Annotated in this window: 26 protein-coding genes and 1 tRNA gene; 13 read left to right on the forward strand and 14 right to left on the reverse strand. The window is 67.9% G+C overall.

Translation table 11 applies throughout. The features are described 5' to 3' along the window. Positions 1–59: 59 nt before the first annotated feature. From rsfS to cdaA, 5 genes are all read right to left on the reverse strand, one after another. The gene (rsfS, locus tag IEY69_RS14640) at positions 60–431 is read right to left on the reverse strand and encodes a ribosome silencing factor (RefSeq protein WP_189073883.1); all 372 of its coding nucleotides are present in this window, start codon (positions 429–431) and stop codon (positions 60–62) included. A gap of 151 nt (positions 432–582) precedes the next feature. Next, entirely contained in the window at positions 583–1,836 is a 1,254-nt protein-coding gene (locus IEY69_RS14645) for an LCP family protein (protein WP_189073884.1), read from the reverse strand. 4 nt (positions 1,837–1,840) lie between these two features. Then, the gene (gene yqeK, locus IEY69_RS14650; RefSeq protein ID WP_189073939.1) at positions 1,841–2,365 is read right to left on the reverse strand and encodes a bis(5'-nucleosyl)-tetraphosphatase (symmetrical) YqeK; all 525 of its coding nucleotides are present in this window, start codon (positions 2,363–2,365) and stop codon (positions 1,841–1,843) included. Between the two features lie 223 nt (positions 2,366–2,588). Then, positions 2,589–3,548, reverse strand: a complete 960-nt coding sequence (locus tag IEY69_RS14655; RefSeq protein ID WP_189073885.1) for a CdaR family protein — start codon at positions 3,546–3,548, stop codon at positions 2,589–2,591. Further along, the gene (cdaA, locus tag IEY69_RS14660; protein ID WP_229783993.1) at positions 3,545–4,366 is read right to left on the reverse strand and encodes a diadenylate cyclase CdaA; all 822 of its coding nucleotides are present in this window, start codon (positions 4,364–4,366) and stop codon (positions 3,545–3,547) included. The genes IEY69_RS14655 and cdaA overlap by 4 nt, the downstream gene beginning before the upstream one ends. Positions 4,367–4,556: 190 nt before the next feature. Between cdaA and IEY69_RS14665 the strand changes: the two genes are divergently transcribed. Further along, positions 4,557–5,237: a metal-dependent hydrolase gene (locus IEY69_RS14665; RefSeq protein ID WP_189073886.1), complete on the forward strand. Its 681-nt coding sequence runs from the start codon at positions 4,557–4,559 to the stop codon at positions 5,235–5,237. 77 nt (positions 5,238–5,314) lie between these two features. Here IEY69_RS14665 and IEY69_RS14670 read toward each other — a convergent pair whose 3' ends face one another. The 5 genes from IEY69_RS14670 to IEY69_RS14690 form a co-directional block, all read right to left on the reverse strand. After that, on the reverse strand, positions 5,315–6,217 hold the full coding sequence (locus tag IEY69_RS14670) for an acyltransferase (RefSeq protein ID WP_189073887.1): 903 nt from the start codon (positions 6,215–6,217) through the stop codon (positions 5,315–5,317). Between the two features lie 186 nt (positions 6,218–6,403). Next, positions 6,404–8,191 (reverse strand): DUF4900 domain-containing protein, encoded by a 1,788-nt coding sequence (locus IEY69_RS14675; RefSeq protein WP_189073888.1) that lies wholly within the window; start codon positions 8,189–8,191, stop codon positions 6,404–6,406. A 7-nt stretch (positions 8,192–8,198) separates the two neighbouring features. Next, entirely contained in the window at positions 8,199–9,110 is a 912-nt protein-coding gene (locus IEY69_RS14680; RefSeq protein ID WP_268243872.1) for a prepilin-type N-terminal cleavage/methylation domain-containing protein, read from the reverse strand. After that, positions 9,079–9,540 (reverse strand): type II secretion system protein, encoded by a 462-nt coding sequence (locus IEY69_RS14685; protein WP_189073890.1) that lies wholly within the window; start codon positions 9,538–9,540, stop codon positions 9,079–9,081. The genes IEY69_RS14680 and IEY69_RS14685 overlap by 32 nt, the downstream gene beginning before the upstream one ends. Continuing rightward, positions 9,537–9,995 carry a pilus assembly FimT family protein gene (locus IEY69_RS14690; protein ID WP_189073891.1) on the reverse strand — a complete coding sequence of 153 codons (459 nt, stop codon included), beginning with the start codon at positions 9,993–9,995 and terminating at the stop codon, positions 9,537–9,539. The genes IEY69_RS14685 and IEY69_RS14690 overlap by 4 nt, the downstream gene beginning before the upstream one ends. Before the next feature lie 289 nt (positions 9,996–10,284). Between IEY69_RS14690 and IEY69_RS14695 the strand changes: the two genes are divergently transcribed. The 5 genes from IEY69_RS14695 to cax all read left to right on the forward strand — a co-directional run bounded on the left by IEY69_RS14695 (position 10,285) and on the right by cax (position 15,444). After that, a complete protein-coding gene (locus tag IEY69_RS14695; protein ID WP_189073892.1) occupies positions 10,285–11,979 on the forward strand; it encodes a dynamin family protein in 1,695 nt (564 codons plus the stop codon). An 85-nt stretch (positions 11,980–12,064) separates the two neighbouring features. Continuing rightward, entirely contained in the window at positions 12,065–12,445 is a 381-nt protein-coding gene (locus IEY69_RS14700; RefSeq protein ID WP_189073893.1) for a RidA family protein, read from the forward strand. Positions 12,446–12,467: 22 nt separating this feature from the next. After that, complete coding sequence (locus IEY69_RS14705; protein ID WP_189073894.1) at positions 12,468–13,253, forward strand: hypothetical protein; 786 nt, start codon at positions 12,468–12,470, stop codon at positions 13,251–13,253. Next, entirely contained in the window at positions 13,250–14,218 is a 969-nt protein-coding gene (locus tag IEY69_RS14710; protein ID WP_189073895.1) for an aldo/keto reductase, read from the forward strand. Before IEY69_RS14705 ends, IEY69_RS14710 begins: the two co-directional genes overlap by 4 nt. Before the next feature lie 83 nt (positions 14,219–14,301). Further along, positions 14,302–15,444 carry a calcium/proton exchanger gene (cax, locus tag IEY69_RS14715; RefSeq protein ID WP_189073896.1) on the forward strand — a complete coding sequence of 381 codons (1,143 nt, stop codon included), beginning with the start codon at positions 14,302–14,304 and terminating at the stop codon, positions 15,442–15,444. A 33-nt stretch (positions 15,445–15,477) separates the two neighbouring features. On the opposite strand, the gene IEY69_RS14720 is transcribed toward cax, so the two are convergent. Continuing rightward, entirely contained in the window at positions 15,478–16,188 is a 711-nt protein-coding gene (locus IEY69_RS14720) for a HepT-like ribonuclease domain-containing protein (RefSeq protein WP_189073897.1), read from the reverse strand. A 50-nt stretch (positions 16,189–16,238) separates the two neighbouring features. Between IEY69_RS14720 and IEY69_RS14725 the strand changes: the two genes are divergently transcribed. The 4 genes from IEY69_RS14725 to IEY69_RS14740 are packed head-to-tail and all read left to right on the forward strand — an operon-like array spanning position 16,239 to position 19,581. After that, the gene (locus IEY69_RS14725; protein ID WP_189073898.1) at positions 16,239–16,622 is read left to right on the forward strand and encodes a 4'-phosphopantetheinyl transferase superfamily protein; all 384 of its coding nucleotides are present in this window, start codon (positions 16,239–16,241) and stop codon (positions 16,620–16,622) included. A 41-nt stretch (positions 16,623–16,663) separates the two neighbouring features. After that, positions 16,664–18,196, forward strand: coding sequence for a M48 family metalloprotease (locus IEY69_RS14730; RefSeq protein ID WP_189073899.1), 1,533 nt, complete (start codon positions 16,664–16,666; stop codon positions 18,194–18,196). A gap of 36 nt (positions 18,197–18,232) precedes the next feature. After that, complete coding sequence (locus IEY69_RS14735) at positions 18,233–19,054, forward strand: Cof-type HAD-IIB family hydrolase (RefSeq protein WP_189073900.1); 822 nt, start codon at positions 18,233–18,235, stop codon at positions 19,052–19,054. A 35-nt stretch (positions 19,055–19,089) separates the two neighbouring features. After that, the gene (locus IEY69_RS14740) at positions 19,090–19,581 is read left to right on the forward strand and encodes a hypothetical protein (protein WP_189073901.1); all 492 of its coding nucleotides are present in this window, start codon (positions 19,090–19,092) and stop codon (positions 19,579–19,581) included. Here the strand turns inward: IEY69_RS14740 and IEY69_RS14745 are convergent. Further along, a complete protein-coding gene (locus IEY69_RS14745; protein WP_229783994.1) occupies positions 19,568–19,993 on the reverse strand; it encodes a hypothetical protein in 426 nt (141 codons plus the stop codon). The two genes, IEY69_RS14740 and IEY69_RS14745, sit on opposite strands and share 14 nt — an antisense overlap. 121 nt (positions 19,994–20,114) lie before the next feature. Then, positions 20,115–21,347, reverse strand: a complete 1,233-nt coding sequence (locus IEY69_RS14750) for a class I SAM-dependent RNA methyltransferase (RefSeq protein ID WP_189073902.1) — start codon at positions 21,345–21,347, stop codon at positions 20,115–20,117. Between the two features lie 110 nt (positions 21,348–21,457). Between IEY69_RS14750 and IEY69_RS14755 the strand changes: the two genes are divergently transcribed. From IEY69_RS14755 to IEY69_RS14765, 3 genes are all read left to right on the forward strand, one after another. Next, positions 21,458–21,533 (forward strand) — tRNA-Ala (locus tag IEY69_RS14755). A gap of 99 nt (positions 21,534–21,632) precedes the next feature. Further along, positions 21,633–22,322 carry a winged helix-turn-helix domain-containing protein gene (locus IEY69_RS14760; protein WP_189073903.1) on the forward strand — a complete coding sequence of 230 codons (690 nt, stop codon included), beginning with the start codon at positions 21,633–21,635 and terminating at the stop codon, positions 22,320–22,322. An 82-nt stretch (positions 22,323–22,404) separates the two neighbouring features. Then, a complete protein-coding gene (locus IEY69_RS14765) occupies positions 22,405–23,052 on the forward strand; it encodes a hypothetical protein (RefSeq protein WP_189073904.1) in 648 nt (215 codons plus the stop codon). Between the two features lie 54 nt (positions 23,053–23,106). Here IEY69_RS14765 and der read toward each other — a convergent pair whose 3' ends face one another. Further along, a complete protein-coding gene (gene der / locus IEY69_RS14770) occupies positions 23,107–24,429 on the reverse strand; it encodes a ribosome biogenesis GTPase Der (protein ID WP_189073905.1) in 1,323 nt (440 codons plus the stop codon). Between the last annotated feature and the right edge of the window lie 109 nt (positions 24,430–24,538).

A 24,538-nucleotide genomic window follows, 5' to 3' on the forward strand; every position in this document is an offset into this window, starting at 1 on the left:
AGTCCAATCAGATCGGCCTCGGAAATAGTCTTCCGAGGCCGATCTGAGTCATGACATCCTCAGGCTTTGACTTCGGGTTCGGGGAAGTCGAGGACGCGCGCGTCGCTCCAGAGGCCTTCGAGGTCGTAGTACTCGCGGGCGTCCTTGGTCATGATGTGCACGACGACGCTGCCGCCGAACGCGAGGAGCAGCCAGCGTTCGCTGGGGCCTTCGACGCTGGGGCGGGGCAGGCCGGTCGCCTGGGCTTTCTCGCGGATGTTCTCCTGCACGGCGTTCAACTGCAGTCCGGCGCTGGCGGTGCAGATCACGAAGTACTCGAGGGTGCTGCTGACGTCGGTCAGGTCGAGCACGGTGACGTCTTCGGCGCGGCGTTCGCGGGCGGCGTCCACGATGGCGCGCAGCTGGTTCATGGTGTTGGTGTCGGGGGTCATGGGGGCTCCGGGTGTTGAGTGGGGGCGGTGGGTGTTCTGGCGCGCGGCGCGGCGGGCCTGGGGTGGCCTGAGCGGGCCGGGGCGCGCTGCAATGGGTCAGTCTACAGGGCGCGGGGCGGGACACGCCCCTGCCGTGACTTCATTTCGCGGGTCAGGGGCTCGCGGGTCCGGGTGTGGTGGGTGCGCCCAGGCCTTTCAGTCCGGCGAGGCTCTCGGCGGCGTCCGCGCCGAGCAGGATGCCGACCTCGCCGGAACTGACCGGGAAGCGTTCGCCCTGCAGCCGGGCGAGGTTCAGGGTGTCGGCCAGTTGCGCGGCGTCGGACACGTCCTGCTGCGTGAACACCTGGCTGGCCTCGCCGCTGCGGGGGGCGGGGGTGACCTGCACGTCGCGGTACCCCAGGGCGTTCAGGGCGCGGGTCAGGGCCGGACCGAGGTTCTCGCCGCTGGCGTCCACGACCATGACCTTCAGGTCCGGGTTGGGGGGCGTGGCGGGCACGTCGCCCCACACCTGCGCGAGGCGTTCGCGGTTCACGGCGAGGTTGAACGTGCCGGGGATCTCGTCGGTGGGCAGCGTCGCGAAGCTGAGTTTCATCTGGCCTAGGTAGGGGCGCAGCGCGGCGATGGTGGCGGGGTTCACGTCGGTCTCCACGCCGTTGCCGATGCCGCCCAGGATGGTCGGGAGCGCCGCGAGACCCTGCGGGGTGCGGAGCTTCCCGGCCAGCTGCGTCAGCGCCTGCTTCTGGTGGTCGATGCGGCCGTAGTCGTCCCCGAAGCCCTTGCGGACCCGCAGGTACAGCACGCCGTCCTTGCCGTCCAGGTGGTGCGCGCCGGGCGCGAGTTTCAGGTTCACGCCCGCGGCGTTGTCGATCCATTCGATGCCGGGTTCGGGCACCGTGACGTCCAGGCCGCCCAGCGCGTCGATGACCCGCTCGACGTAGTCGGTGCGGACGATCACGTGCGCGTCGATGTGTTCACCGGTGATGGTCTCGGCGGCCTTCACGAGCGCCTCGGGGCCGCCCGCGAAGTACTGACTGTTGATCTTCTGCAGCGCCACGGATCTATATCGGTCGAAGGGGCCGACGTTCGTGTCGCGGGGGATGTTCAGGGCGTGCACGGTGGTCCCCTGCACCTTGACGACCATGACGGTGTCGGTGTTGGGCGGCTGCGCCAGTCCGGTGCGCTGGTCCTGGTCCTTGCAGGGCTGGCGGTAGTAGCAGTACACGATGTCCCGCCCGGCGATCAGCAGGGTGAAACTGGGGGCCTGTCCGGGCATGACGGCGGCGGCGGCGGTGGGTCCGGCGCCGCTGAGCAGCGCAAAACCCCCCAGGGACAGGGCGGAGAGGGAGAGGCCGAACGCCTGCAGGGCGCGCAGCCCGGCGATGCGGGGTGCAGGGGATTGGGTCACAGTGTCACGTGGGGCAGGAGAGGTGGGCGTTGCAGGGCAGGGCGTGGTAGGCCTTCAGGGTGCGGGGGTGCACCTGAATGCCGCGTCCCTGGAGGTACGTGACCTTCGAGACGATGGCGCGTTCCAGCGCGGCGGTCAGGTCGGTCAGGGCCAGTTCGCGGATGTCGGCGTTCACGCCCCGGCCGGGTTCCGACACGTCGGCGATGTACACGCATGACGCGACCGGGTTCCCGCCGCGCGGGCCGGTGGTGTGGTCCTCGACGGCGTCCAGCACGACGCGGTCCTGGTACCCCCAGCGTTCGAGCAGGGTGCGGGCGGCGCGGCCGTGCAGGGCCAGCGGGTGCGCCGCGTCGATGTCGCATTCGGGCGGCGCGAGGCGCAGCAGTTCATGGTCGGGCAGGTCGCGGGCGATGTCGTGCAGCACCCCGGCGGCGTAAGCGCGCATGTCGTCCAGGCCGTTGGCGCGGGCGATCTGCGCGGCGAGTTCCGCCACGCGCAGCACGTGTTCGTAGCGGCGCGGCTTGACCATCAGCCGCACCCGCTCCTCCCAGCCGGTCCAGGCGGCCACGCCGTGGGGCGGGGGCAGCACCTGGGCGATCACGCGGATATGTGGCCGCTTCTCCACATCATGACGTCGACTATACGCCCCTGGCTCCGGAACAGCTGACACCCCGGTCACTTTCTGACGGTCGGCTGATCGGTGTGCCAGCCGCGCTTTCCACCGGCCCGCTGCCCACAGGTCGCCCAGTGCATTAAGGTTGGCTCCGGCGGATGACCGTCAGGCGGACACTGACGGTCTCCAGCGCCTGCGCGCCGGCCGGTATGGTCAGGCGGACCGGCGACGTGTACGTGCCCTCACGGTAGGTGACCTGACCCGCCACCTCCCGCAGGCGCCCCAGCAGCTCCGGGGACGCCACCACGCGCACCGTACCCGGCTGCACGCTGACCGACGTGACCTCCAGCCCCGGAGGGGGATCGTTCAGAACCACCCGCAGGGTCTTGACCGGGAGCTCACCGGTATCCAGTCGCCGGACCGTGACGGTGCTGGGCCGCATGGTCACGGCCGTCACCGGCTGCCCGGCCGCGTCCAGCGCCACCAGCGGCACCTCCCGCTCAGCGTTGGCGTTCAGCGCAACCGGGCTGGTCACCAGCCGCGCCACCGTCACCACGACCTGACCGGCGCCCGTCACGGTCGCCTCGGCCGGCGTGACCTGATAGCGGGGCAGACTCGAGTCCGGCGGCGAGGTCACACTGAGCGTCACGGGCAGCGTGCGCGCCACCTGCGTGTCCACGAACCCCTGCACGCGCGTGGGGGTCACGCGCTGCAGGGTGGTGCCGCCCGGCGCGGTCACCGTCACCACCCGCGTGAAACTACCCTCCGGCGCGTCCGTGACGTCCACGACCGCCTCGATACTGTCGGGCTGCAGATCCCGCAGCCGCTCGGGCCGCCCCGAGAGGATCACCCGCACCGACGCCGGATTCAGGTTGCTCGTCGCGCGCTTCTCCTCCCCGTTCCCGGTCGTGTCGCGCACCGCCACCGGCACGTCGAACCCCTGCTCGACGTTCGCGCGGCGATCCGCGGTCGCCACCAGCCACAGGGTGACCGACACGGCCAGCGCCAGCAGCTTGAGCAGCAGATTGTGCGTCGCCCGCGACCAGACGTACCGGGGGCTCAGCCAGCGCCGCAGCCACGGCGTCCCGCCCGCCCTCACGCGCGGCCCTCCGTGGAGTGGGACTCGGCCGCGTCCGGCGTCTCATCCGCCGTGCGCGCATCAGGTGGACGGTACCCGGCCGGATCGTACACCAGCGTCCGCAGGTGCTCACGCAACTCCGCGCCGGTCAGGTCCGGTCCCAGCCGCCCCTGAAGGGCCACGCGCATGCTGCCGCGCTCCTCGCTGACGACCAGCACCACCGCGTCTGTCAGTTCCGACAGGCCGATCGCCGCGCGGTGCCGCGTGCCGTAGCGGCGGTACGTGCCGTCACTGGACTGCAGCGGGAACAGGCACCCGGCCGCGATCACCCGCGAGCCCTGGATGATCACGCCCCCGTCGTGCAGCGGCGCGTTCCGCGCGAACAGCGCCTCGAGGAACGGCACGCTGACCAGCGCGTCCAGGGACACGCCCGTCGCGGCGTACTCCCCCAGCGGAGTGCGCCGCTCGATGGCGATCAGCGCGCCCGTCTTCCGTTCCGCGAGGCGCTCCATGGCCCGCGCGAGGTCCTGCAGCGCCGCGCCGCTCGCCCCGGTGTCCCGCCCGCGCGGGCGCCCCACGCGTTCCAGCACCGCGCGCAGTTCCGGCTGGAACAGCACGATCAGCGCGAAGATCCCCACTGTGCCCGCCCGGCCGAGCAGGTACGACAGGGTGGTCAGGTTCAGCAGCTGCGCCGCCACCCACACCGCCGCGAACACCAGAATGCCTCGCACGACGTTCACGGCGCGCGTGCCGGACACGAGCAGGTACCCCTGATACACCAGGAACGTGACCAGCAGGATGTCCAGAACGTCCCGGACATCGAGTCCAAGCGGGGGCATCAGGGTAGGGACTCCTTTCAACGGCTGAGGGCGGGTGAGGCGGGCGAAGTCGCGCCCACTATACGGTCTGCACGCCATGAGAACCCCACGGTGCCCGCACTGACGTCCACGGCAGAGGACACGAAGGCCACCCGGCCTACAGTTCCCAGCCCGCCGCGCGGGTGAAGCTGACGCTCACCGGAGGTTTGACATGAACATCCACTTCATCGGCCACAGCACCTTCCTCCTCGAGAGCGGTGAGCACCGCCTGCTCATCGACCCGTTCATTGAGGGCAACCCGCAGGCGAGCGTCACCCTGCAAGTAGCGCTGGACTGGAAGCTCAGCGCCGTGCTGATCAGCCACGCGCACGGCGACCACTGGGGCAACGCCCTGGACTTCGCCCGTGCCGGCGTGCCCCTGATCGCCACCGCCGAGATCGCCGGGTATGCCCAGAAGCACGGCGCGACCCAGCCGGTCGGCATGAACATCGGCGGGACGTACCACGCCGCGTGGGGCAGCGTCACCCTGACGCCCGCGTGGCACTCCTCGTCCTTCCCGGACGGCACCTACGGCGGCATGCCCACCGGCCTGATCATCGAACTGGGCGGCCAACGGGTGTACTTCGCGGGCGACACCACCCTGTTCAGCGACATGAGCCTGATCGGCCAGCGCGGCCTGGACGCCGCCCTGCTGCCCATCGGGGACCACTACACCATGGGCCCCGAGGAAGCCGCCCGCACCCTCGACCTGCTCAAGCCCAGGGTGGCGATTCCCATGCACTACGGCACCTTCCCCCCGCTGACCGGCGACCCCACCGTCTTTCAGCGTGAGGGCGAGGCACGAGGCGTGGACGTGCGCGTCCTCAAACCCGGCGAGCACACCACGCTGTAAGGGCGCAGCCGGGCCCGGCAGGGGAGAGGGGGCGACCGGGAATCCACCCTGGTCGCCCCCTCCTGTGCTGCTCGGCGTCAGCCCTGCCCGGTCACCAGGGGTCGCTCTGCCCCATCCTGTTCCGGCAGGCGCGTCTGGTTCGGGGTGGCCTCCGGGAACTCCGGGTTCGCCTTGCGGTCCGGCACGCGAACGAATGACCGCGAATCCACGTGCAGTTCCTGGGGGTCACGCACCTTGAAGCGCGTCGTGCGCGCCGGAACGCCCATCGCGATCCCGTGCGGCGGAATATCCCCACGCAGCAGCGCGTGCGTCGCCAGCATCGCGTCATCACTGATCACGCTGCCCGCCAGCACCGTCGAATGGTACGTCACCCGCGCGCCCCGCCCGATCACCGTGCGCCGCAACGTCACGTCCGGACCGTCCAGCACGCTGTGCGTGTGACTGTACACGTTCACGTAATCGCTGATACTCGCGTTGTCGTGCAGCTCGATCCCACCGATATCGTCCAGCAGCACGTGCCGGTGCACGACCACGTCGTCCCCGACCTCCATGTTGTACCCGACGCTGAACTCCACGTTCTGCCAGCACTTGAAATCCCGCCCCACCCGCCGGAACACGTGCCCGGCCAGCACCCGCCGCAGCGGAATCCCCAGCACCGGGTTCTGCCCCACCGGCGTCAGGTCCGCGTTCTTCCACAGCCACAGCAGCGGCTTCACCCGCGTGAACGCCTCCGCGTCCGTCGCCATGTAGTACTCCGCCTCAAACGTCACGTTCCGCGCATCCACGTTCAGTGCCGCCAGCGGCGCCTCCGCCCTCAGCTGCTCCAGAGGCCGCCCATACAGGATCTCCGCGAGCACCCCCGCCGCCAGCTCAAAGCGGTCCGTACCCGGATCCGACAGGCGCGCGTCCAGATCACGCAGGAACTCGTTGTAGGTCGCCTGCGCGTCCTGACCAATCTCCACCGGCTTGAGCCACGTCACCCCTACAGGCTACCACCTACAGTGAAAAACAAAGTGGCGGGCATGAATCGACCTCCGCATCAACTGTGGCTGACCGGCCTGAACCGGAAGACGTGTGCATAAGTGACTCTGTTCGATGTTCCACGCCGGGCATTGAAGGCAGTAAAAGGAAGGAGAGGTTTCCCTCTCCTTCCGGAAATCATCCGCTTATTTCTCTTCCCAGGTTCTCTGCTGTGGAATGAAAGCCGTGACACCGAACTTGGTGGTCGCCGGGAAGTATGGGGGAACGACACCACCGTTGAGGAAGCGCTTGTCGTATTTGAAGTCGTCGTCGTATCCCTTCACCAGGCCACCTGTGACGCTGCCAATACCACGCAACTGGTCCGTCGCTTCTGCCAGACTTCCCAGCAGATGTACTTTTCCACGGTAGCCGTATACGGCTTTGGCGTCGTCAATTCCCTCGACTTTCAGACCCTTACCTGTCGCTCCAGCCAGGATGGAGCCCATGACATACACATCGTTCGGTGCGCCCTGCCCGACGAGAACTTGTCCACCGCCACTGATAATCCCCAGCACGTTCTTCGCATCAGGATTCTGATTGGGGTTCTTCTCATAGGTGAGGTCACCTTGAATACGAATGTCCCCGCTAGAAGCTACATTTAACTGAGTCTGTTCGGCAATGGCTGGAGGCACCACAGAGCTGTCTGGCGTGCTGGGCGCTGGATTCGGTAGAGAACCATTGCGTGCGGGGCCGCGCAGTGACTGAATATTGCCGTTCACGTAAAACTGCCCATTGGGTACGCCAGTCAGGTTAACTACCTGTCCACTGCCTGTCTTAACGCTCGTCGTCTTTGCGGTCACATTGACCTTGATGACTGTGACAACACCTGCTTCATCTGTGATCCTGTAGACCTGATTTTGACCTTCTACAGACAGTTGAACGTCCTGAGCATTTCCTTGAATGTAAATGCCGCCACTCACAGTCCCACTGCTGTTGGGTACGTAGACACCGTTGGTCGGAGTGCAGTTCTGAACTTTCCCGGTGGCCAGGCAGATCTCCTTGGTGGTGAGGGCAGTCTGGTTGTTCTCATCGCCTCCCAGCGCGGCGCGACCCTGGGAGAAGGCATTTGGGGGGAGCGTTACCGCGTCACTAACATGCTGCTGGCCATAGCCGCCGTAATCCGGTTTGGCGCAGTCTGTGCTTTGGGCAGTGGTGACGGCCCAGGCTTGTGCTTGGCAGTCCCACATGTAGGTCGTGGGTGACGCGACGGTCAGGCCGTACTGGAAGACGGGTGAGCCCGCCAGGGCCAGGTTCTTGTTGAAGTGCACCGGCCCGTCGAAAACTGAGCCGGTCCCGAAGTAGCCGCCTCCGCTGCAGTACTTCTTGCCATTCTTGGTGATGCAACTCCTTTCCGTGAAGCCGCCGTCATCAGCAAGCAGGACGTACTGGTTGAGGTAGGTGCGGCCCAAAATCAAGCGCAAGGTGCCGCTGGTTTCAATGTTGCGTTTGAAGCTGCCGCTGTTCCCCTGTCCATTGAGGACGTAGTCGACGTAGTAGGTTTGGCCCGCCTTCGAGAAGCTTCCCAGATCCACCCGGAAGTTTTTGAAGGTGAGTGTGCCGCTGGAAGTGCCTATGGCGTTTGGGGCGGTGATAGACGTACTGGTCTGTACCACGGTGTTGAGTTGTGACAGGACGGTGTTATACGAACCTGTAGGGATGATGGCAGTCGTTGCGGCATCCTGGCTACCGGCTGCGAAGGTGTCTACGTAGGGCAGCAGTACCTGATTGGCTTTCGTCACGCCGTCGTTCATGACTGTGGAATACGATTCGGCTACGCTGGCTTCAGCGAGGGCGCGGGCGCGCATCAGACCCTGGCTGGAGTTGGTCTGCATCAGCTCACTCGTTGAAGTTGTGACGAGCATGAAAGTAATCAGAGTAACAAGGATCATGACGGTGAGGGCACTGACGAGCGCAAAGCCATCAGTTCGCGGCATCGTGGATTCAGGGCGTGGCATTGAAGTTAACCCTCCGCATAGAGACGGTATTGGTGACTGTGAACGTGGCGGGTTGCGTACCTGCCTTTCGGGCCCTGGTTTCACGACCAGTGAGGGTGATCCTCACCGCTTGGGGTACGCCAGAAGGAGTAGAGATGAAGTTTATTCCATCCTGGGAGTAGGCCAATGCAAGGTCAGAGATGTAGTAGGCAACAACCTGCGGGTCTTGGTCATCCACTTGCCGGTAAAGAGTAGGTACGCCTGAGCCGTTTAATGTGGCCGTGCCGATGTAGTAGCGCACGACGTTGACTTTCATGATAGCACTGTCCGGAGACCAGGAAAGATCGTCAAGTGTATAGCCGGCGTGCTGTAGCTTGACGTTGCCGTTTCCGTTTTTATCACTGCCGGTGCATGGATTGGTGGCGTGAGTCCTGACCCAACGTACGGATGTGCCTACGGTGACCAGAGCCCAATCATTTCCTATGAACTGGTTATCGCAGGTCTTACCAGCGGCGTTGGGGCTGTTGACATCGGTGACTGCGTTATTTGAAAACGATTTGCTATTTGGGTAACCGCCAGGCTGGGGAATCGTGAAGTACCCTTTGTTGTCTGCAATGGTTACGCTCAGTTGCTGTGAAGTGGTGAGGTTAGTCAGCAATGAACTGGGCAGATTCGCCCCGCTGTACAGCACGCGGGTTCCGGTCGCCTGTCGCAGGTCCTGCGCGATGACTTCCACGCTGCTGCGAACGGTTTCCTGCAGTGGGACGCGCTCCTGTTCTATGGTTTGAATTTTGGCGGTGGTGGTGAGCAGGGCCCCCGCAGTTCCCAGGATCACCAAGGCTAGAGCAGCGGCAATCAGCAACTCCAACAGCGTGAATCCCTGCGTGTTAGCGGGTGAAGCGGGTGTATGCCGTGACACTCTTTTCCTCCTTCTCGGTCCAAGAGACTGTGACTTTCAGCTCCCAGAGGGTGATGTTGACGCCGGAGCTGACTGGAGTCGCCACAAGGACGGTTTTGAAGGGCTGGAATTGCGTATTCATGGACGCTCCATCCGCCGCGTGTGAGGTGATAGCCGTGTCGTTGGCATAGTTGAAGTCTTTGGGATAGGTGCAGGTGATGACGTCGGTGCTGCCTTCGGTGCAACTGCCCACTGCCTGCACAGGCTCACGGCCGTCGCGGTACCGTTCCATCCATGTTTCAGCGGCGCTGACAGCCTGAGTTCGGGTGCGTGAGCTAGAGTTGCTGGTCATGGATGTGGTCAGGAGCGGCATGACCGCCACGGTGATCACGCCGACAATGACGATGGCTACCAGAATCTCGACGATAGTCAGCCCGGAGTCTCGGTTCACAGCAACCTCGCAAAGCCCAGTGCGGTGACAAGAACGGTGCCACTGTTGGTCCCCTGTTTGCCCACGATGGTTGTGTTCGACATCCTGGCTCCTCCTGAGGAGGTCGCTTCGACTAGGCCCTTGGTGCTGAAGGCATAGACCGTGGCGACGTTCGTCAGTTGCAGCTGTGCGCGACGGAAGACCTGTGTCTTCACTGTCTTTGTACTGTCACATCCAGTGCTGACGGTGTACTGGTTGCTGGCCAGAGTGATGCAATAGGGCGTGCCCTGGCTCATACTTTTGGTGCGGTACAAGTTGAAGTCGGCCGTGAGATCGGTCAGATCAGAACGCAACTGTTGTTTCTGTATCCAGGGAACCAACGTCAGGCCGGCAATACTGGCCAAGATACCCAGGAAGGCCAAGGTGATCAGAAGTTCCAGAAGGGTAAACCCCTGGCGTGTGTGATGGGGCTTCATGTGTATGACAGCCGTGAGGTCGGTTCGGGAAGCAGGTGACGGATCATTCTGTCGATTCTCCTTGTGGCGGTCGGCGGGTGGGCCTGACCCCAGGTCATTGTGGAAAATATCGCGTATTCGCTCTTGCAAGTTTCTGGCACGCGTGATAGCGAGACTGTGAACTTTTTCAAAAATACCCCCATTGCCTGGCCAGGGGCGTGATGCCCCCCATCAGGGGCAGCGGTAGATGGCAGGTGCCGGGGGGATTTTCTGAAGGTCGTGGGCAGTCCGGCCGCGTACGCTACGTCTCATGCTGGTATCGGATCGGGTGCAGGGACTGCTGTCGCGTGAGCGGGGCCTTCTGGGGGACGTGCAGGGGTTTCTGGAGGCGCAGGGCGCGCCGCCCGAGGTGGTCACGCACGCCCGGCAGGCGCTCCGGAATCTCGACGAGGCGTTCCTGCTGGTGGTCGTGGGCGAGTTCAACGCGGGCAAGAGTTCCTTCGTGAACGCCCTGCTGGGCGCGGCGGTGCTGCCGGAGGGCGTGACGCCCACCACGGACCGCATCTACGTGCTGGTGCACGGGGAGCAACCGGGGCAGATGGAACCCACGGCCGATCCCTTCGTGAGTCGCCTGACGTATCCCTTACAGAGCCTGGAGGGGGTGGCGCTGGTGGACACGCCGGGCACGAACGCGATCATCCGGCAGCACCAGGCGCTGACCGAGGGCTTCCTGCCGCGCGCGGACCTCGTGCTGTTCCTGACGTCGGCGGACCGGCCGTTCACGGAGTCCGAACGGCAGTTCCTGGAGCTCGCGGCCCGCTGGGGGCGTGGCGTGATCATGGTCGTGAACAAGGCCGACCTGCTGGAAACCTCCGAGCAGCGCGAGCAGGTCCGCGCGTTCGTGGAGACGGGCGCGCGCGGCGTGCTGGGCCTGACCCCACCCGTGCTGCTGATCAGTGCACGGGCGGAGCAGCGCGGCGGGGACGCGGGCTTCGCGGCGCTGCGCACCCTGTTGCAGGAGCGCCTGTCGGAGACGGAACGCACCCGCCTGAAGCTCCTGAGTCCACTGAACACGGTCTCGCAACTCCTGAGCGGCGAGGCCGCCCGCGCCGAGGCGGCCCGCACCACCCTGACTGAGGACCTGCGCGTCCTGGGCGATCTGGAGGCGCAGCGGGCCACGCACGGCGAGACGATGCTGGGCGAACTGGACGGGCAGCTGAACCGCGTGGCGCGCCTCCTGAGTGAGTTCGAGGTCCGCGCCGACCGCTTCATCGACGCGCGGCTGCGTTTCTCGAACCTGCGGGGCCTGCTGAACAGCCGCGAGCTGGAGGAGGACTTCCGGCGCGAGGCGGTCGCGGACCTGCCCGAGGCGATCGACCGGCAGTTCGGCACGATGATCGACCGCTTCGTGGAGGCGAACCTGCACTTCTGGGAGGACGTGCAGGCGTTCCTGATCCGCCGCCAGCCCAGCCAGGAGGTGGCCCGCACCCGCTTCTCGTACGACCGCGCCGCGCTGCTCGAGGGCATCGCCGGGTCGGCCCGCGAGCACCTCGCGACGACGACCGAGCAGGAACTCGCCCGGAACCTCTCGCGGGATGCGGAGGACGCGATGAAGGGCGTGATCGGCGGCCTAGCGGGCGGCGTCGGGATCGGTGCGGGCATCGGCGCGCTCGTGGGCGCCAGCGCGCTGGACTTCACCGGGGGCATCCTGGCGGGCCTGACGCTGGGCAGCCTGGGCCTGTTCGTCCTGCCGAACAAACGCATCCAGGCCCACCGGCAGCTGCGAAACCGCGTGGCGGAACTGCGCGAGGCCCTGGAGCGCATCGTGCGGCGCGAGTTCGAACGCGAGCAGGACCGCGCCGACACGCGCCTGCACGACGCGATCAGTCCCTTCACGCGCTTCACCCGGCAGGAGCAGGCGCGGCTGGACGCGGCCCACACCCGCTCCGGGGAACTGCGCGCCGAACTGGACGCCCTGCAGGGCGAGGTCAAGGCGCTGGGGTAACCGCTCCGGCTGTGCCGCGCGCGGTGACAGCGCCCGTGCAGACGAGTGCGCCGCCCACGCGCCGGGCCCGCCCCTACCCTGGGGCATGAGGCAGAACATCAGCAGCGGCAGCCCCTGGGAAGCGAAGATCGGCTACGCCCGCGCCGTCAAGATCGGGAACGTGGTGCACGTCAGCGGGACGACCGCCACCGTGAACGGCGAGGTCGTCGGCGAGGGCGACCCCGCCGAGCAGACCCGCGCGATCCTCGGGATCATCCGCCGCGCCCTGGAAACCGCCGGGGCGCGCCTGGAGGATGTGGTGCGCACCCGCATCTACGTGACGAACATCCGCCAGTGGGAGGAGATCGGCCTCGCGCACGGCGAGGTCTTCGGCGACATCCGCCCCGCCACGACCATGGTGCAGGTCGCCGCGCTGATCGACCCGCTGCACCTCGTGGAGATCGAGGCCGAGGCGATCCTCCCCTGAGCGGGTGCGGCAGACTGGACGCATGACCGAGGGTGCCCTGGATGAGCTTCGGCGGCTGGACGACCGGCTGCGCGCCGCGCTGCGGGCCGACGCGCGCTTCTCGCACGTGGCGGCGTACGGCAGCGTGCCGCAGGGCCGTGCGGACGCGTTCAGCGAACTAGAGTTCTGGGCGTTCCTGAAGCCCGGCGCGGCCGTGGACGCCGCCGACTGGCTGCGCGGGCACCTCGACCCCCTGCTGGTCCTGACGACCGAGTTCGGCGGGGCGGTCGCGGTGCTGCCCGGCCTGCGCCGCGTGGAACTGCACGTCGCCCCTGCCTCCCGCCTGCCTGAGGTCGAGACGTGGACGCCGCAGCACGTCCGCCCGGAAGCCATGTGCGTCCGGGACAAAGGCGGGCAGCTGATGGGCCACCTGCTCGCGCTGGCCGCCCGGTCGCCCGACCCGGCCGCCGAGGCGCAGGCCACCCTGGAACGAATCGTGAACTGGCTGGTGCTGGGCCTGAACGTCCTGGCGCGCGGTGAGCGGCTGCGTGCCCATGAGACGCTGTGGTGGGTCGAGGGTGGCCTGCTGCGACTGGCACGCCTTCACGAGGGCGCGACCGGGCACTGGGGCAACGCGACCCGCCGCGCGGAGCAGGAACTCAGTCCAGACGCCCTGGCGCGCTTCGCGGCGCTGACCGGCCCGCTGGACGAGCTGGAACGCCGGTACGCGGCGGCGGTCGACTGGGCGCTGGAACTGGCGGCGGGGCTGGGGCTCACGCTGGATGACCGGCTGGCGCAGGAGCTGCGGCGCGGCAGACTGGACGCATGACCTTCCTTCCTGCTGAGGCGCCCCGACTGGGGCTGGGACTGGCCGCGCTGGGGCGGCCCGGGTACATCAACCTGGGGCACGGCGCGGACCTCGCGGACCGCAGCGTGGATGGGCTGCGCGCGCAGGCGTGGGCGGTGCTGGACGAGGCTTGGGCGGCGGGCGTGCGGTATTTCGACACGGCCCGCAGTTACGGGCTGGGAGAGGCGTTCCTGGGCGACTGGCTGACCGCGCGCGGGCTCGGGCCGGAGGCGGACATGCGGGTGGGCAGCAAGTGGGGGTACACGTACGTCGCGGACTGGCGCGTGGACGCCCAGACGCACGAGGTCAAGACCCACGACCTCCCCACGCTGACCCGGCAGTGGCCGGAGACCCTGGCGGCGCTGGGGCGAGCGCCGGACGCGTACCTGATCCACTCGGCGACGCTGGACTCCGGCGTACTGGAGAACGCCGGGGTGCTGGGGCGACTGGCGGAACTGGCTGCGTCGGGCGTGCGGGTGGGCCTGTCCACCAGTGGCCCCGCGCAGGCGGACACGCTGCGCCGCGCGCTGGCGGCTCAGGTGGACGGCGTGAACCCCTTCAGCGTGGTGCAGGCCACCTGGAACGCGCTGGAATCCTCGGCGGGTGCGGCCCTCGCCGAGGCGCACGCGGCGGGCTGGACGGTCGTCGTGAAGGAGGGCGTGGCGAACGGCCGCCTGACCGCCCACGGCCTGACCGGTCAGGGCGACGTGCCCGCGCCCCTGGCCGAACTGGCCCACGAGCACGGGGTCACGCCGGACGCCGTGGCCCTCGCGGCGGTCCTGGCGCAGCCCTGGGCGGACGTGGTGCTCAGCGGGGCGAGCACCACCGGGCAGCTGGCGCAGAACCTCGCCGCGCTGCGCTTGACCCTCCCGGCGGACGCGCTGCGCGACCTGAAGCAACCTCCGGCACAGTACTGGTCGGCCCGCTCCGCGCTGCCCTGGCAGTAGCGCCGAACCTCAACCCCGAACTTCAGCCCGGGACCTCAAGATTGCGTGGGGCCCGGCCCGCAGCCCCCGCTTACACTGCGCTCATGTTCATGAAAGCCCTGCTGGCGTTCATCCCGGTCAGTCTGCTGCTGAAGTACGGCGTGCACGCCCCGCCCATGTGGATCTTCTTCACGGCCGTGCTGGCGATTGTGCCGCTGGCCGACTGGCTGCGCAAGGCCACCGAGCACGTCGCCGTGCACGCCGGACCCACCATCGGCGGCCTGCTGAACGTCACCTTCGGGAACATGGCGGAACTCATCATCGCGATCTTCATCCTGATCAGCGGGAACACTCAGGTCGTCAAGGCACAGATCACCGGGTCGATCATCGGGAACGCGCTGCTGGGTCTGGGCCTCGCCATCGTCGCGGCGGGCTTCGTGAAGGGCGGGGGGCGGCAGAAGTTCAACGCCGCGAACGCCGGGCAGCTGTCCGCCATGCTGTTCCTGACGGTCATCACCCTGACCCTCCCGGCGATCTTCGACTACACCGAGCAGCTCCCCGCCTTCGCCGCAGAGGCCGGCATCCGCGCGAACCTCGACGAGCGCCTGAGCATCGGCGTGGCGATCCTGCTGATCGTCGTGTACCTCCTGAACCTCGTGTACACCCTGGTCACCCACAAGGACGTGTTCGCCGCGCCCGAGGGCGAGGCCGGGCACGGGCACGGCCCGGAGAAACCCTGGTCGCTGCCGGTCGCGCTGGGCGTTCTGCTGGGCGGCACCGCCCTGATCGCCCTGGAATCCGAGATGCTCTCCGGCGCGCTGGAAGCCACCGCGAGCACCCTGGGTCTCAGCGAGTTCTTCCTGGGGATCATCGTGCTGGCCATCGTCGGGAACTTCGCCGAGTACCTCGCCGCCGTGTACTTCGCCCGCAAGGGCCAGATGGACCTCGCCGTGAACATCGGCCTGGGGGCCACCATCCAGGTCGCCCTGCTCACCGCGCCGCTGCTGGTCCTCATCGGGGCGCTGCTCGGGCACCCCATGAACCTCGTGTTCAGCTCCCCGCTGGAACTCATCGCCATCATCGCCGTCGCGCTGATCGTCACGAGCGTCACCAAGGACGGCGAGACCACCTGGTTCGAGGGCGTGCTCCTGATCGCGGTGTACATCGCCCTGGCACTGGCGTTCTACTTCGTCACGCCACGCGGCGCCGAGGAAGCCGGACGGATCCTGCGAGCCCTGGGCGCGTAACCGACCTTGCCCCAGGAATCAGAGCGCGCCCGGTCATTCGCCGGGCGTGTCTTCGTGGCCGTCCGCCAAGGCCTGCAGCGCGGGCCGCAGCGCCGGGAGGTCCACGCGCGCCGTGTGCCAGATCAGGCCCGGCTCAATCCCGAAGTAATCGTGCGCGACCGTGTTCCGAATGTCGCGCAGCAGCACCCAGGGAATCTCCGGGTGGGTGTCCTGCACGCTCTGCGGGATGAACTTCGTCGTCTCGCCCAGCCGCGTCAGGTTGTGCAGCACGGCGTCCCGCACCACCTCGTCCCGTTCGAAGGTCGTCAGGGAGTGCCCGTCCGTGAACGCCACGATCCGGTCGACGGTGCCCAGCAGGTCGAACACCCGCCAGCGCCACCGCTTCGGCCGGTGCGAGCGCGGCGCAGGCTCCGGCACCGCCAGGACGTCCACGGCGTCCTCCAGCACCTCGCGCCGCAGTGGTGGGCGCAGCGCGCCGGGCGTCATGACGTCCACGCGGCGCTTCAGGACGTCCTCGAAAAGGTCGCGCACCCGCATCAGGTCCAGCAGGCCCCGCGCCGGACCGGGCCGGAAGTCGATCAGGATGTCGATGTCACTGTCCGGCCCGGCCTCGCCGCGCGCCACCGACCCGAACACCCGCACGTGCGCCACGCCCAGCGCCTCCCACGCGGGCCGCGCCTCCCGCAGCGCCGCCGCGATGGTCGGCAGGCGCAGGTCCGGGAACAGCGGCTCGACGGCAGGCATGCGCCCCAGGATAGGGCGCGCGGCGCGGGCGAGCCGCTATGCTGACCCTCATGATCGTCGCCGTGGGGCATGACCTGATCGAGATCAGCCGCATCCGGCGCATGCTCGAGCGTGAAGGGAAACGCGCCGAGAAGCTCTTCGCGCCCACCGAACTGGAGTACTGCGCCCGCCTGACCGACCCCGCCCCCAGCCTCGCCGCGCGCTTCGCCGCGAAGGAAGCCTTCCAGAAGGTCTGGCCGCGCCCCCACGGCTGGCGGGACGTGTGGGTGCAGCGCGACCGCACCCCAGGCGGCCCCTTCCCGTTCGCGCCGCCCGTGCTGGGCTTCGCGCCCGACATCGCCGCCGAACTCGCCGAGCGCGGCTGGGTGGCACACCTGACCCTGACGCACACCAAGGAACACGCGTCGGCCGTGGTCATCCTGGAAGCGCGTTAACTGGGGCAACAGTGGGCTGCAGTGGTCTCTAGAGTGAGGGCGTGACTGCCGTACCTGCCACTCCCGGGATCAACCGTGACTACCGCCAGGCCCTGATCCTGCTGACCCTGTACTGGGTGTATTTCGCTGCCCTGTGCGCCGGTCTGCTCTGGTGTATCTGGTGGGTCAGGACGGCCGACCTCCTCCCCCTGTTCCGCTGGCTTCTGCTGCTCCTCCCAGCAGGACTGCTGCTCCACCTGTTGTGGACTTCCGCCCCCAGACGGCGCCCGAAACCGTTCGGGGAGGTCATCAACCTGAACGACCAGCCGGACCTGCGGTCCCTGATTGACGAGGTGGCCCGGCAACTTCAGGTGAACCGGCCAGACGAGGTGCGACTGCTGCCCGACATGAACGCGTACATGTCAGTGCGTGGGGCCCGCTCGACGCTGGGCCTGGGCCTGCCCCTGCTGCTGTCCCTGCCGGAGCCAGAGGTCCGCGCGGTGGTCGCGCACGAACTCGGCCATCTGGGCGGCGGCGACTCGGCGCGGGCATGGCGGCTGTCCGGTCTGGTCGGTGGACTGTTCCGCACCACGCTCAGCCTCCGACAGGGCAATCCGGAACGCCTGGTGGAGCTACTCCCCCAGGGCGTATCGACCATCGCGGTGCTGTACCTGCTGCTGGGCAACCTGATCGCGCTGCCCATGACCGCCATCGCCACTGCGTTCCTGCGGGTGAGCGCCCGGCTGAACCACGCGCAGGAACTGGCCGCCGACCACGCCGCGCAGCAGGTCGCCGGTCCCGAAGCAGCCCGGACCGCGTTGCAACGCATCACCCGCGAGGCGTGGCTGTTCGACGCCTTCATTCAGCAGGACGTGCTCCCACTGGCCGCGGCCGGGTACCGCGTCCCGCTGGCGGACGGATTCCGGATCTTTCTGCGCGGCGAGTGGGCGGAGCGCCTGCGCGGCTGGACGTCCCAGCGTCTCGCCGATCACGAGGCCAGCCTGTCCCATCCATCCCTGCGGACCCGCCTGGGCGCTCTCACCATTCCCGAGAACCTCGTGCCCGCGCCGGACGCGCGCGAGCCCCGGGACGAACACCCGACCGACCTTCTCCGGGACGCAGACGCGCTCGGGGAGAAGGTCTATCAGCCCAGGGCGCGCAAGACTCTGACGGGCGTGACCTGGGCTGAACTGAACGACCTGCACTGGCCCAGCCACTGGCAGCAACTCGCGCAGAACGACGACCTGCGCGTGGCGCTGCGGCACCTGAACCTGCATGACCTGCCCGGCGTGTGCGCTGATCTGAACGCGCACCTGCGGGCCCGTTTCCCTCAGATGCAGTATGAGGGTGTGGGCGGGGACGAACGGCACGCGCTCGTGTCCTGGCTGGCGGTCGGGGTGCTGCTCAGCGCGTTGAAGCAGGGAGCCTGGGCCGCCGCGCAACCCGGCCATTCCTGGGCGGTCACGCGCAACGGCCAGACCCTCACGCCACTGACTGAACTGTGGGCGATGGTGACCAATCCACAGGCCCGCGAGCAGTGGCCCACACGCTTGGCGCAGCTGGGGCTTGAGAACGCGCCACTACTGGAGACCTGAGCCGATGGACGCACGCCGACTGGTAGGCTGCCCGGCATGTCGATTCGCCTGATCGCCACGGACCTGGACGGCACGCTGCTGGACTCCGGCCTGCAGGTGAGGGCCCGCACCCGCGCGGCCCTGGACGCGGCCCGCGCGGCCGGGATCGAGGTGGTGCCGGTCACGGCGCGGCAGCCGCGTGGTCTGGGCTTGATCGCGGCGCAGGCGGGCTTCACCGGCTGGGCGCTGTGCGGAAACGGCGCGCACGGCGTGCACCTGGGCACCGGGGAGACGCTGTTCGAGGCTCACGTGGAGCCATTCGCCCAACAGGCGGTCGCGGCCGCCCTGACCGAGCGGATCGGGGGGCTGCTGTTCGTGTCGGTCCGCGAGCGGGGCGAGGTGTTCGCCGCTCAGGCCGGGTACGCCGAACTGGCGCACTTCGAGGACCACAAGCGGCACCCGCACGAGATGCAGGCCCTGCCCCTTGCGGACGTGCTGGCCGCGCCCAGCCTGAAACTGATCGTCCGACACCCTGAACTCAGCCCTGACGAGCTGCTGCGCGAGGCCCGCGCGCTGGACCATCCTGGAGTGGCGGTCACGCACAGCGGCGCGCCGTTCATCGAGATCCTCGCGGCGGGCGTCAGCAAGGCCTGGGGCCTGTCACGCCTGTGCGCCCATCTGGGTGTCCGTCAGGACGAGGTGCTGGCGTTCGGGGACGCGCCCAACGACGCCGAGATGCTCGCCTGGGCCGGGTGCGGCGTCGCGATGGCCCATGCCCACCCCGACGCCCTGAACGCCGCCGACGAGGTCACGCTGGGCAACGACGAGGACGGCGTGGCGGCCGTGATCGAGACGCTGCCGGAACTGTCCGCCCGCTGACAGCGCGTCCCGCCCGGCCGGGCGTACGCTGGAGCATGAACGCCACCTTCCAGAACGTGGGCCGCCGGGTCGGCCTGAGCCTCTGCCTGCTGGTGGCGACCCCCGCCCTGGCCCAGGGCACACCCCAGGCCCCCAGTCGCCCTGCGGTTCCCAGCATCCGGGTCGCCGCCGAACAGACCGCCCTGACCCGTGGCCGCGCCCTGCTGGCGGACTTCTACGCCGTGAAACTCGACGCCCTGTGGCAGGCCTTCACGCCGGAGGTCCGCGCGCAGTGGGGCACCCTGGCGGACTTCCGCGCGTACCGCGAGGCGGGCGTGCAGACCTTCGGCGCGCAACGCGAGCAGGTCAGTGAACGCACCCTGACCCAGGACGGCGAGACGTTCTACATCCGCAGCGCCACCTTCCAGCGCGACCCGACGACCGTCTGGGCGCTGATCATCGGCTTCACGGGCACCCGCGTGAGCACCTTCGTGATCCTGCGGGAAGGGGAGACCGGGAACGACCCAGTCGCGTTCAGCCTCCGCTGACCGGGGCTGGAGGGGTCGCTCCGCCGCTCTGGCGGGCCAGTTCGCGCCCTGCGTCGTCCGTCACGGTGAACGTGTACCCGCGTTCGCTGCGCGCCACCCAGTTCACGCGCAGGTCCACACACTCCGCCGGGAGCTGCGTCTGCGCCGCCGACGGGTAGCGGTCATCCAGGCTGTCCTCCCGGAACGTTTCCAGCGTGCGCGTCAGGGCGTTCGCGCAGGTCTGCCCCGCCGCGCGCACCGTGACGCTCTGCGCGTCCGACGGCAGGGCGGTTTCCTGCTCGGCCTGCATGGCCTTCACCTGCGCCTCCAGTTCCGTCACGCGCGCCTGGAGCGCCGCGTTCTCCGCGCGGGCCTCGCGGTCCTGACAGCCGCACAGGAGAACGGAACAGAGCAGCAGGGGAAACGCCTTCACGCGCGGCAGCCTACCGCCTGCGGGGGAAGCCCAGATCAGAGTCCGCTCACGAAGGGCTTCATGAAGGTCGCCCCGCCCAGCCACTCTGATGGTCTGGGCAGGGCGAGCAGGGGCGGGCGCGTCAGCGGTTCAGGACACTCACGATCTCCACGTGACTCGTCTGCGGGTAGAAGTCATGCGGGACCACCTCGCCCAGCTTCCAGCCGCGCCGCACCAGATCGCCGACGTCCCGCGCCCACGTCGCCGGATCGCACGACACGTACACCAGCCGGTCCGCCGTGCTCGCGTGAATGTGATCCCGCGCCGCCTCCTCCAGTCCCGCCCGGGGCGGGTCCACCACGATCACGTCCGTGCCCAGCTCACTGAAGCGCGCCGCGTCCCCGTTGCGGAACGTGACGTTCCCCTCGCCGGTGTTCGCCACGTCCTGCCGCCCACGCGCCAGCGCCTCCGCAGACGAGTCCAGCACCGTCACCCGCCGGAAGTGCTTCGCGAGATGACGACCGATCGCGCCCGCCCCGCCGTACAGGTCCACCGCGTGCTCGCCCTCACCGGCCAGCTGCGTCGCCCGGCGGTACGCGAGCCCCGCCGCCTCCGGGTTCACCTGCGCGAACCCCGTCGCGGACACCCGCACCTGCACCTCCCCGAACTGCTCGGTGATCTCACCCTCACCCGCGATGAGTCGCACGCCCGCACTGAACCGCCGCCCCGCCGGCTGCGCCAGGCTCACGCCCACCACCCCGGCCTCCATCAGGTGATCACTGGCCCGCAGGAACGCCTTCGGTTCCCCCGCACCGATCACCGCCGCCACCACCTCACCCGTCAGGCGACTGGCGCGGAACGCCACCTCGGTCGCCGGGTCCAGCCGCTCCGGATCGATGCGGTCCAGCACCGCCTGAATCTGCGGCATCACCAGCGGGTCTGCGCGCACCACCAGCGGATCACTGCCACGCCGCTCACGGTACGCCAGACCCTGCGGCGTCACGAGGTACTGCGCGGTATTCCGGTACCCCCACGCCTGCGGGCTCGGCACGGTCGCCGCCACCCCGTGCCGCACCTTCGCGATGCGGCTCAGGGCCTCCTCCACGAACGCCCGCTTGAAGCCCAGCTGCGCCTCGTAACTCGCGTGCGCCAGATCCGCCGTAGGCAGGTCCGGGCCGTCCACGCGGTCCGGGCTGCGGCGCAGCACCTCCACCGTCACGCCCTGACGCACGCCCTTCCCGCTGCGCACCCGCGCCGTGACCTGCTCACCCGGCAGCGCCCCCCGGACCAGCACCACGCCGGACTCGTCCCGGGCCAGCCCCAGCCCCCCGGCTACAAGTTTCTCGATTTCCAGCGTAAGCAATGCGTCCGACATCCCCACAGCGTAGCGCGGACGACCCCCACCGCGCAGGACCGACCCCACACACGCCCCCACTGGACACGCGCCCCACGGAGTGATACATTCCCTGAGCCCTGAGGCAATCAGGGGCTGTGGCGCAGTTGGGAGCGCGTCTGAATGGCATTCAGAAGGTCAGGGGTTCGAATCCCCTCAGCTCCACCAGAGTAGACCCCTCCACCCGGAGGGGTTTTTTCATGTCTGCAAACGCTGTTTCAGCGGGGCCTGTCGCGCACTGAAAGCCTCTCGGGGCATGCTGCGCCCATGCCCGAACCCACCCAGCTGGAGAGCCTGCGCGTCACCGACGAACCCGCCGCCCGCGCCCTGCGGCAGGACACCCACCTGCTGGGTTTGTTCCTGAGCCCCGCCTCGCCCAGCGACGTGGCGACCCGTGTGGACATGCCCGCGAATCTCGTGCATCACCACGCGCGGCGACTGGCGGCCCTGGGCCTGCTGTTCGAGCAGCGGCGCGAGGCCGGACGCGTGTACTACCAGCTGCGCGCCCGCACCTTCCGGGTGCCCAGCGACCTGCTGCCCCCGCAGGACCCGGACGGCAACGGGCGGGGTGACCTGCGTGACCTCACGGGCCGGTTCATGGCGGCGTACGAGCGCTGCTGGGCGTTCATGCGCGACGGCGAGGAGGACGTGGTCGGCTTCGGGAACACGGAGCATCCTGCCGAGCCCCTGGACGACGTGACCGACCCCATCCCCGTGCCCTTCCCCGCCCACCTGGACCGCCTGACGCTGCGCCTCACGCCGGAACGCTACGCGCGGCTGGCCCGCGACCTGAGCGACGTCCTGACCCGCGCCGCCGCTGAGGGCCACAGCGAGACGGGCGAACCCTGCACACTGGCCGTGCTGACCTTCACCGATCCCGCGCAGCCCGCCGGAACCCTCTCCCTGTCCCGCAACCTCAACACCTTCCTGGGGCTGAATCTGCACAGAGGCACCTGACCTGCCACAGGTGAGCGGTCTCTTTGTCGTTGCGGCTGAAAGAATGATGTGGTCAGCGTCATTCGGTCCAGAAGGGGTCAACATGCAGCGAAAGCGGTTCGAGGCAGCGGTGGATTTTCTCTCCATCCCGGAGCACAACGCGAAGATTCACCGTCGAGAACGCAACTACAAGATTCCCGGCGCAGAGAAGATCAGAGTGCATCTGCAAGCCTTCCGCGCGGGGGAGACGACGAAGGTGGACGTCAACCAGGGCAATACCCTGGACATTCTCGATTGGCGTGTCGTGGATGGGCTGAACCAGATGGCAGCCGCAGACGCCCACGCCTTCCGTCAGGCGCTGGACGCCATCTGGACAGCACCGCTGAGCCCCAGGAATGCCGACCGGTTCTGGGCGGCCATCGACCCGGCGCTGGACAGCATCTCCCCGGACATCTCCAAGCATTTCAACGGTCTGGGGACGCGGGCCAGCGTGGCCTCCTATTTCCTGTTTCTGGCCGACCCGCAGAAGTTCCCGTTCTACCGCCCCAGCTTCGGCGGGAAGGCGATTGAGTACCTGTACGACCGGACAGAAGCACTGGACCGGGCGTCCCCGGGAGCCCTGCTTCATGACTATGGATGCCGCTGCGCCTTCCTGTTGCGGGAATTCAGGGATGCTGGCCTGAAACTGGACGACATGGTGGACCTCCAGAGTGCGCTGTACGTGATGGTTCAGGACCACCTCAAGAAATAGCGTCGGGGGGCAGGGCATCACGGAAAACCCCCGCGCGGGGCGGGGGCTGTGTGGTTATTCGTCGGTTTCGTTTTTCTTCTCGCGTTTGTAGGGGCCTTTTTCCTTCCATTTCAGGCGGACGGGAATCCCGGCGAGTTGCAGGTCCTCGCGGATGCGGTTCTGCAGGAAGCCCTCGTACGCGCGGGTGACGAAGTCGGCGCGGTTGCAGAAGATCGCAAACGTGGGGGGCGCGGTTTCGACCTGGGTCATGAAGTACATCTTGAGTTTCTTCCCGTGGAAGTTCGGGACGGCCTGGCGCATCTGCCAGACTTCCAGCCAGCGGTTGAGTTCGCTGGTGGGGATGCGGCTCTGCCATTTCTCGTGGAGTTTCATGGCTTCGGCGAGCATGTCGTGAATGCCGTACTCGTTGATGGCGCTGGTGTACACGCGCGGCGCGTAGCTGATGTGGTTGAGTTTCTGGTTGAGGTCCTTCTCGACGCGTTTGAGTTCCTCGTCGGGCACGAGGTCCCATTTGTTCACGACGACGATGACGGGTTTGCCGCTGTCGTACGCGAGGTTCGCGAGTTTCAGTTCGTGATCGCCGAGTTCCCCGGCGTTCAGTACCAGCCAGATCAGGTCGCTGCGTTCGATGGCGGCCTGGGAGCGCTGGATGGCGTAGTCCTCGATGGCGGTGTCGGGTTTCTTGCGGATCCCGGCGGTGTCCACGAGCACGAAGCGCTGCCCGCCGTAGTCCCATTCGACGTCCAGGCTGTCGCGGGTGGTGCCGGGCTGGTCGGCGACGATGGCGCGGTCGGTCTGGGTGATGGCGTTCAGGAGGCTGCTCTTGCCGACGTTGGGGCGGCCGATCAGGCTGATGCGGATGGGCGCGATTTCGGGGACGTCCTCGGTGTCCTCGGGCATGTGCGTCAGGACGCGGTCCATGAGGTCGTCGAGGCCGCGGGCGTGCTCGGCGCTGATGGCGATGGGTTCCCCGAAGCCCAGGCCCCACAGTTCGGCCATGTAGACCTCGTGCTTGGGGCTGTCGATCTTGTTCGCGGCGATGATGACGGGTTTCCCGAGGCGGCGCAGCCAGTCGGTGACCTCGTAGTCGGCGGCACTGAGGCCTTCGCGGGGGTCGAGGACGAAGATGATGGCCTGCGCGCCTTCCATGGCCCACTCGGCCTTCTGGCGGATGGCTTCTTCCCACTCGTCTCCGCTCCAGAGGCCCCCGGTGTCGATCAGGGTGATGCGGTGGTTGTGGTACAGCATCAGGCCTTCCTTGGCGTCGCGGGTCACGCCGGGGAAGTCGGCGACGACGGCCTCGCGGCGGCCGATGAGGCGGTTGAACAGGCTGGACTTGCCGACGTTGGGTCGGCCGACGATGGCGACTTTATGCATGGTGACGCTCCTTGTACGGTGTCGGTTCCACCCCGGGCGTCTGGGGGGTTCCGCCGAAACGGCCTGCGCCTCACGGTGAGGGGGCCTGCGACAGACGAGTCTACCGCAC

Origin of the sequence: Deinococcus sedimenti (assembly GCF_014648135.1) — a bacterium.
Lineage (GTDB): Bacteria > Deinococcota > Deinococci > Deinococcales > Deinococcaceae > Deinococcus > Deinococcus sedimenti.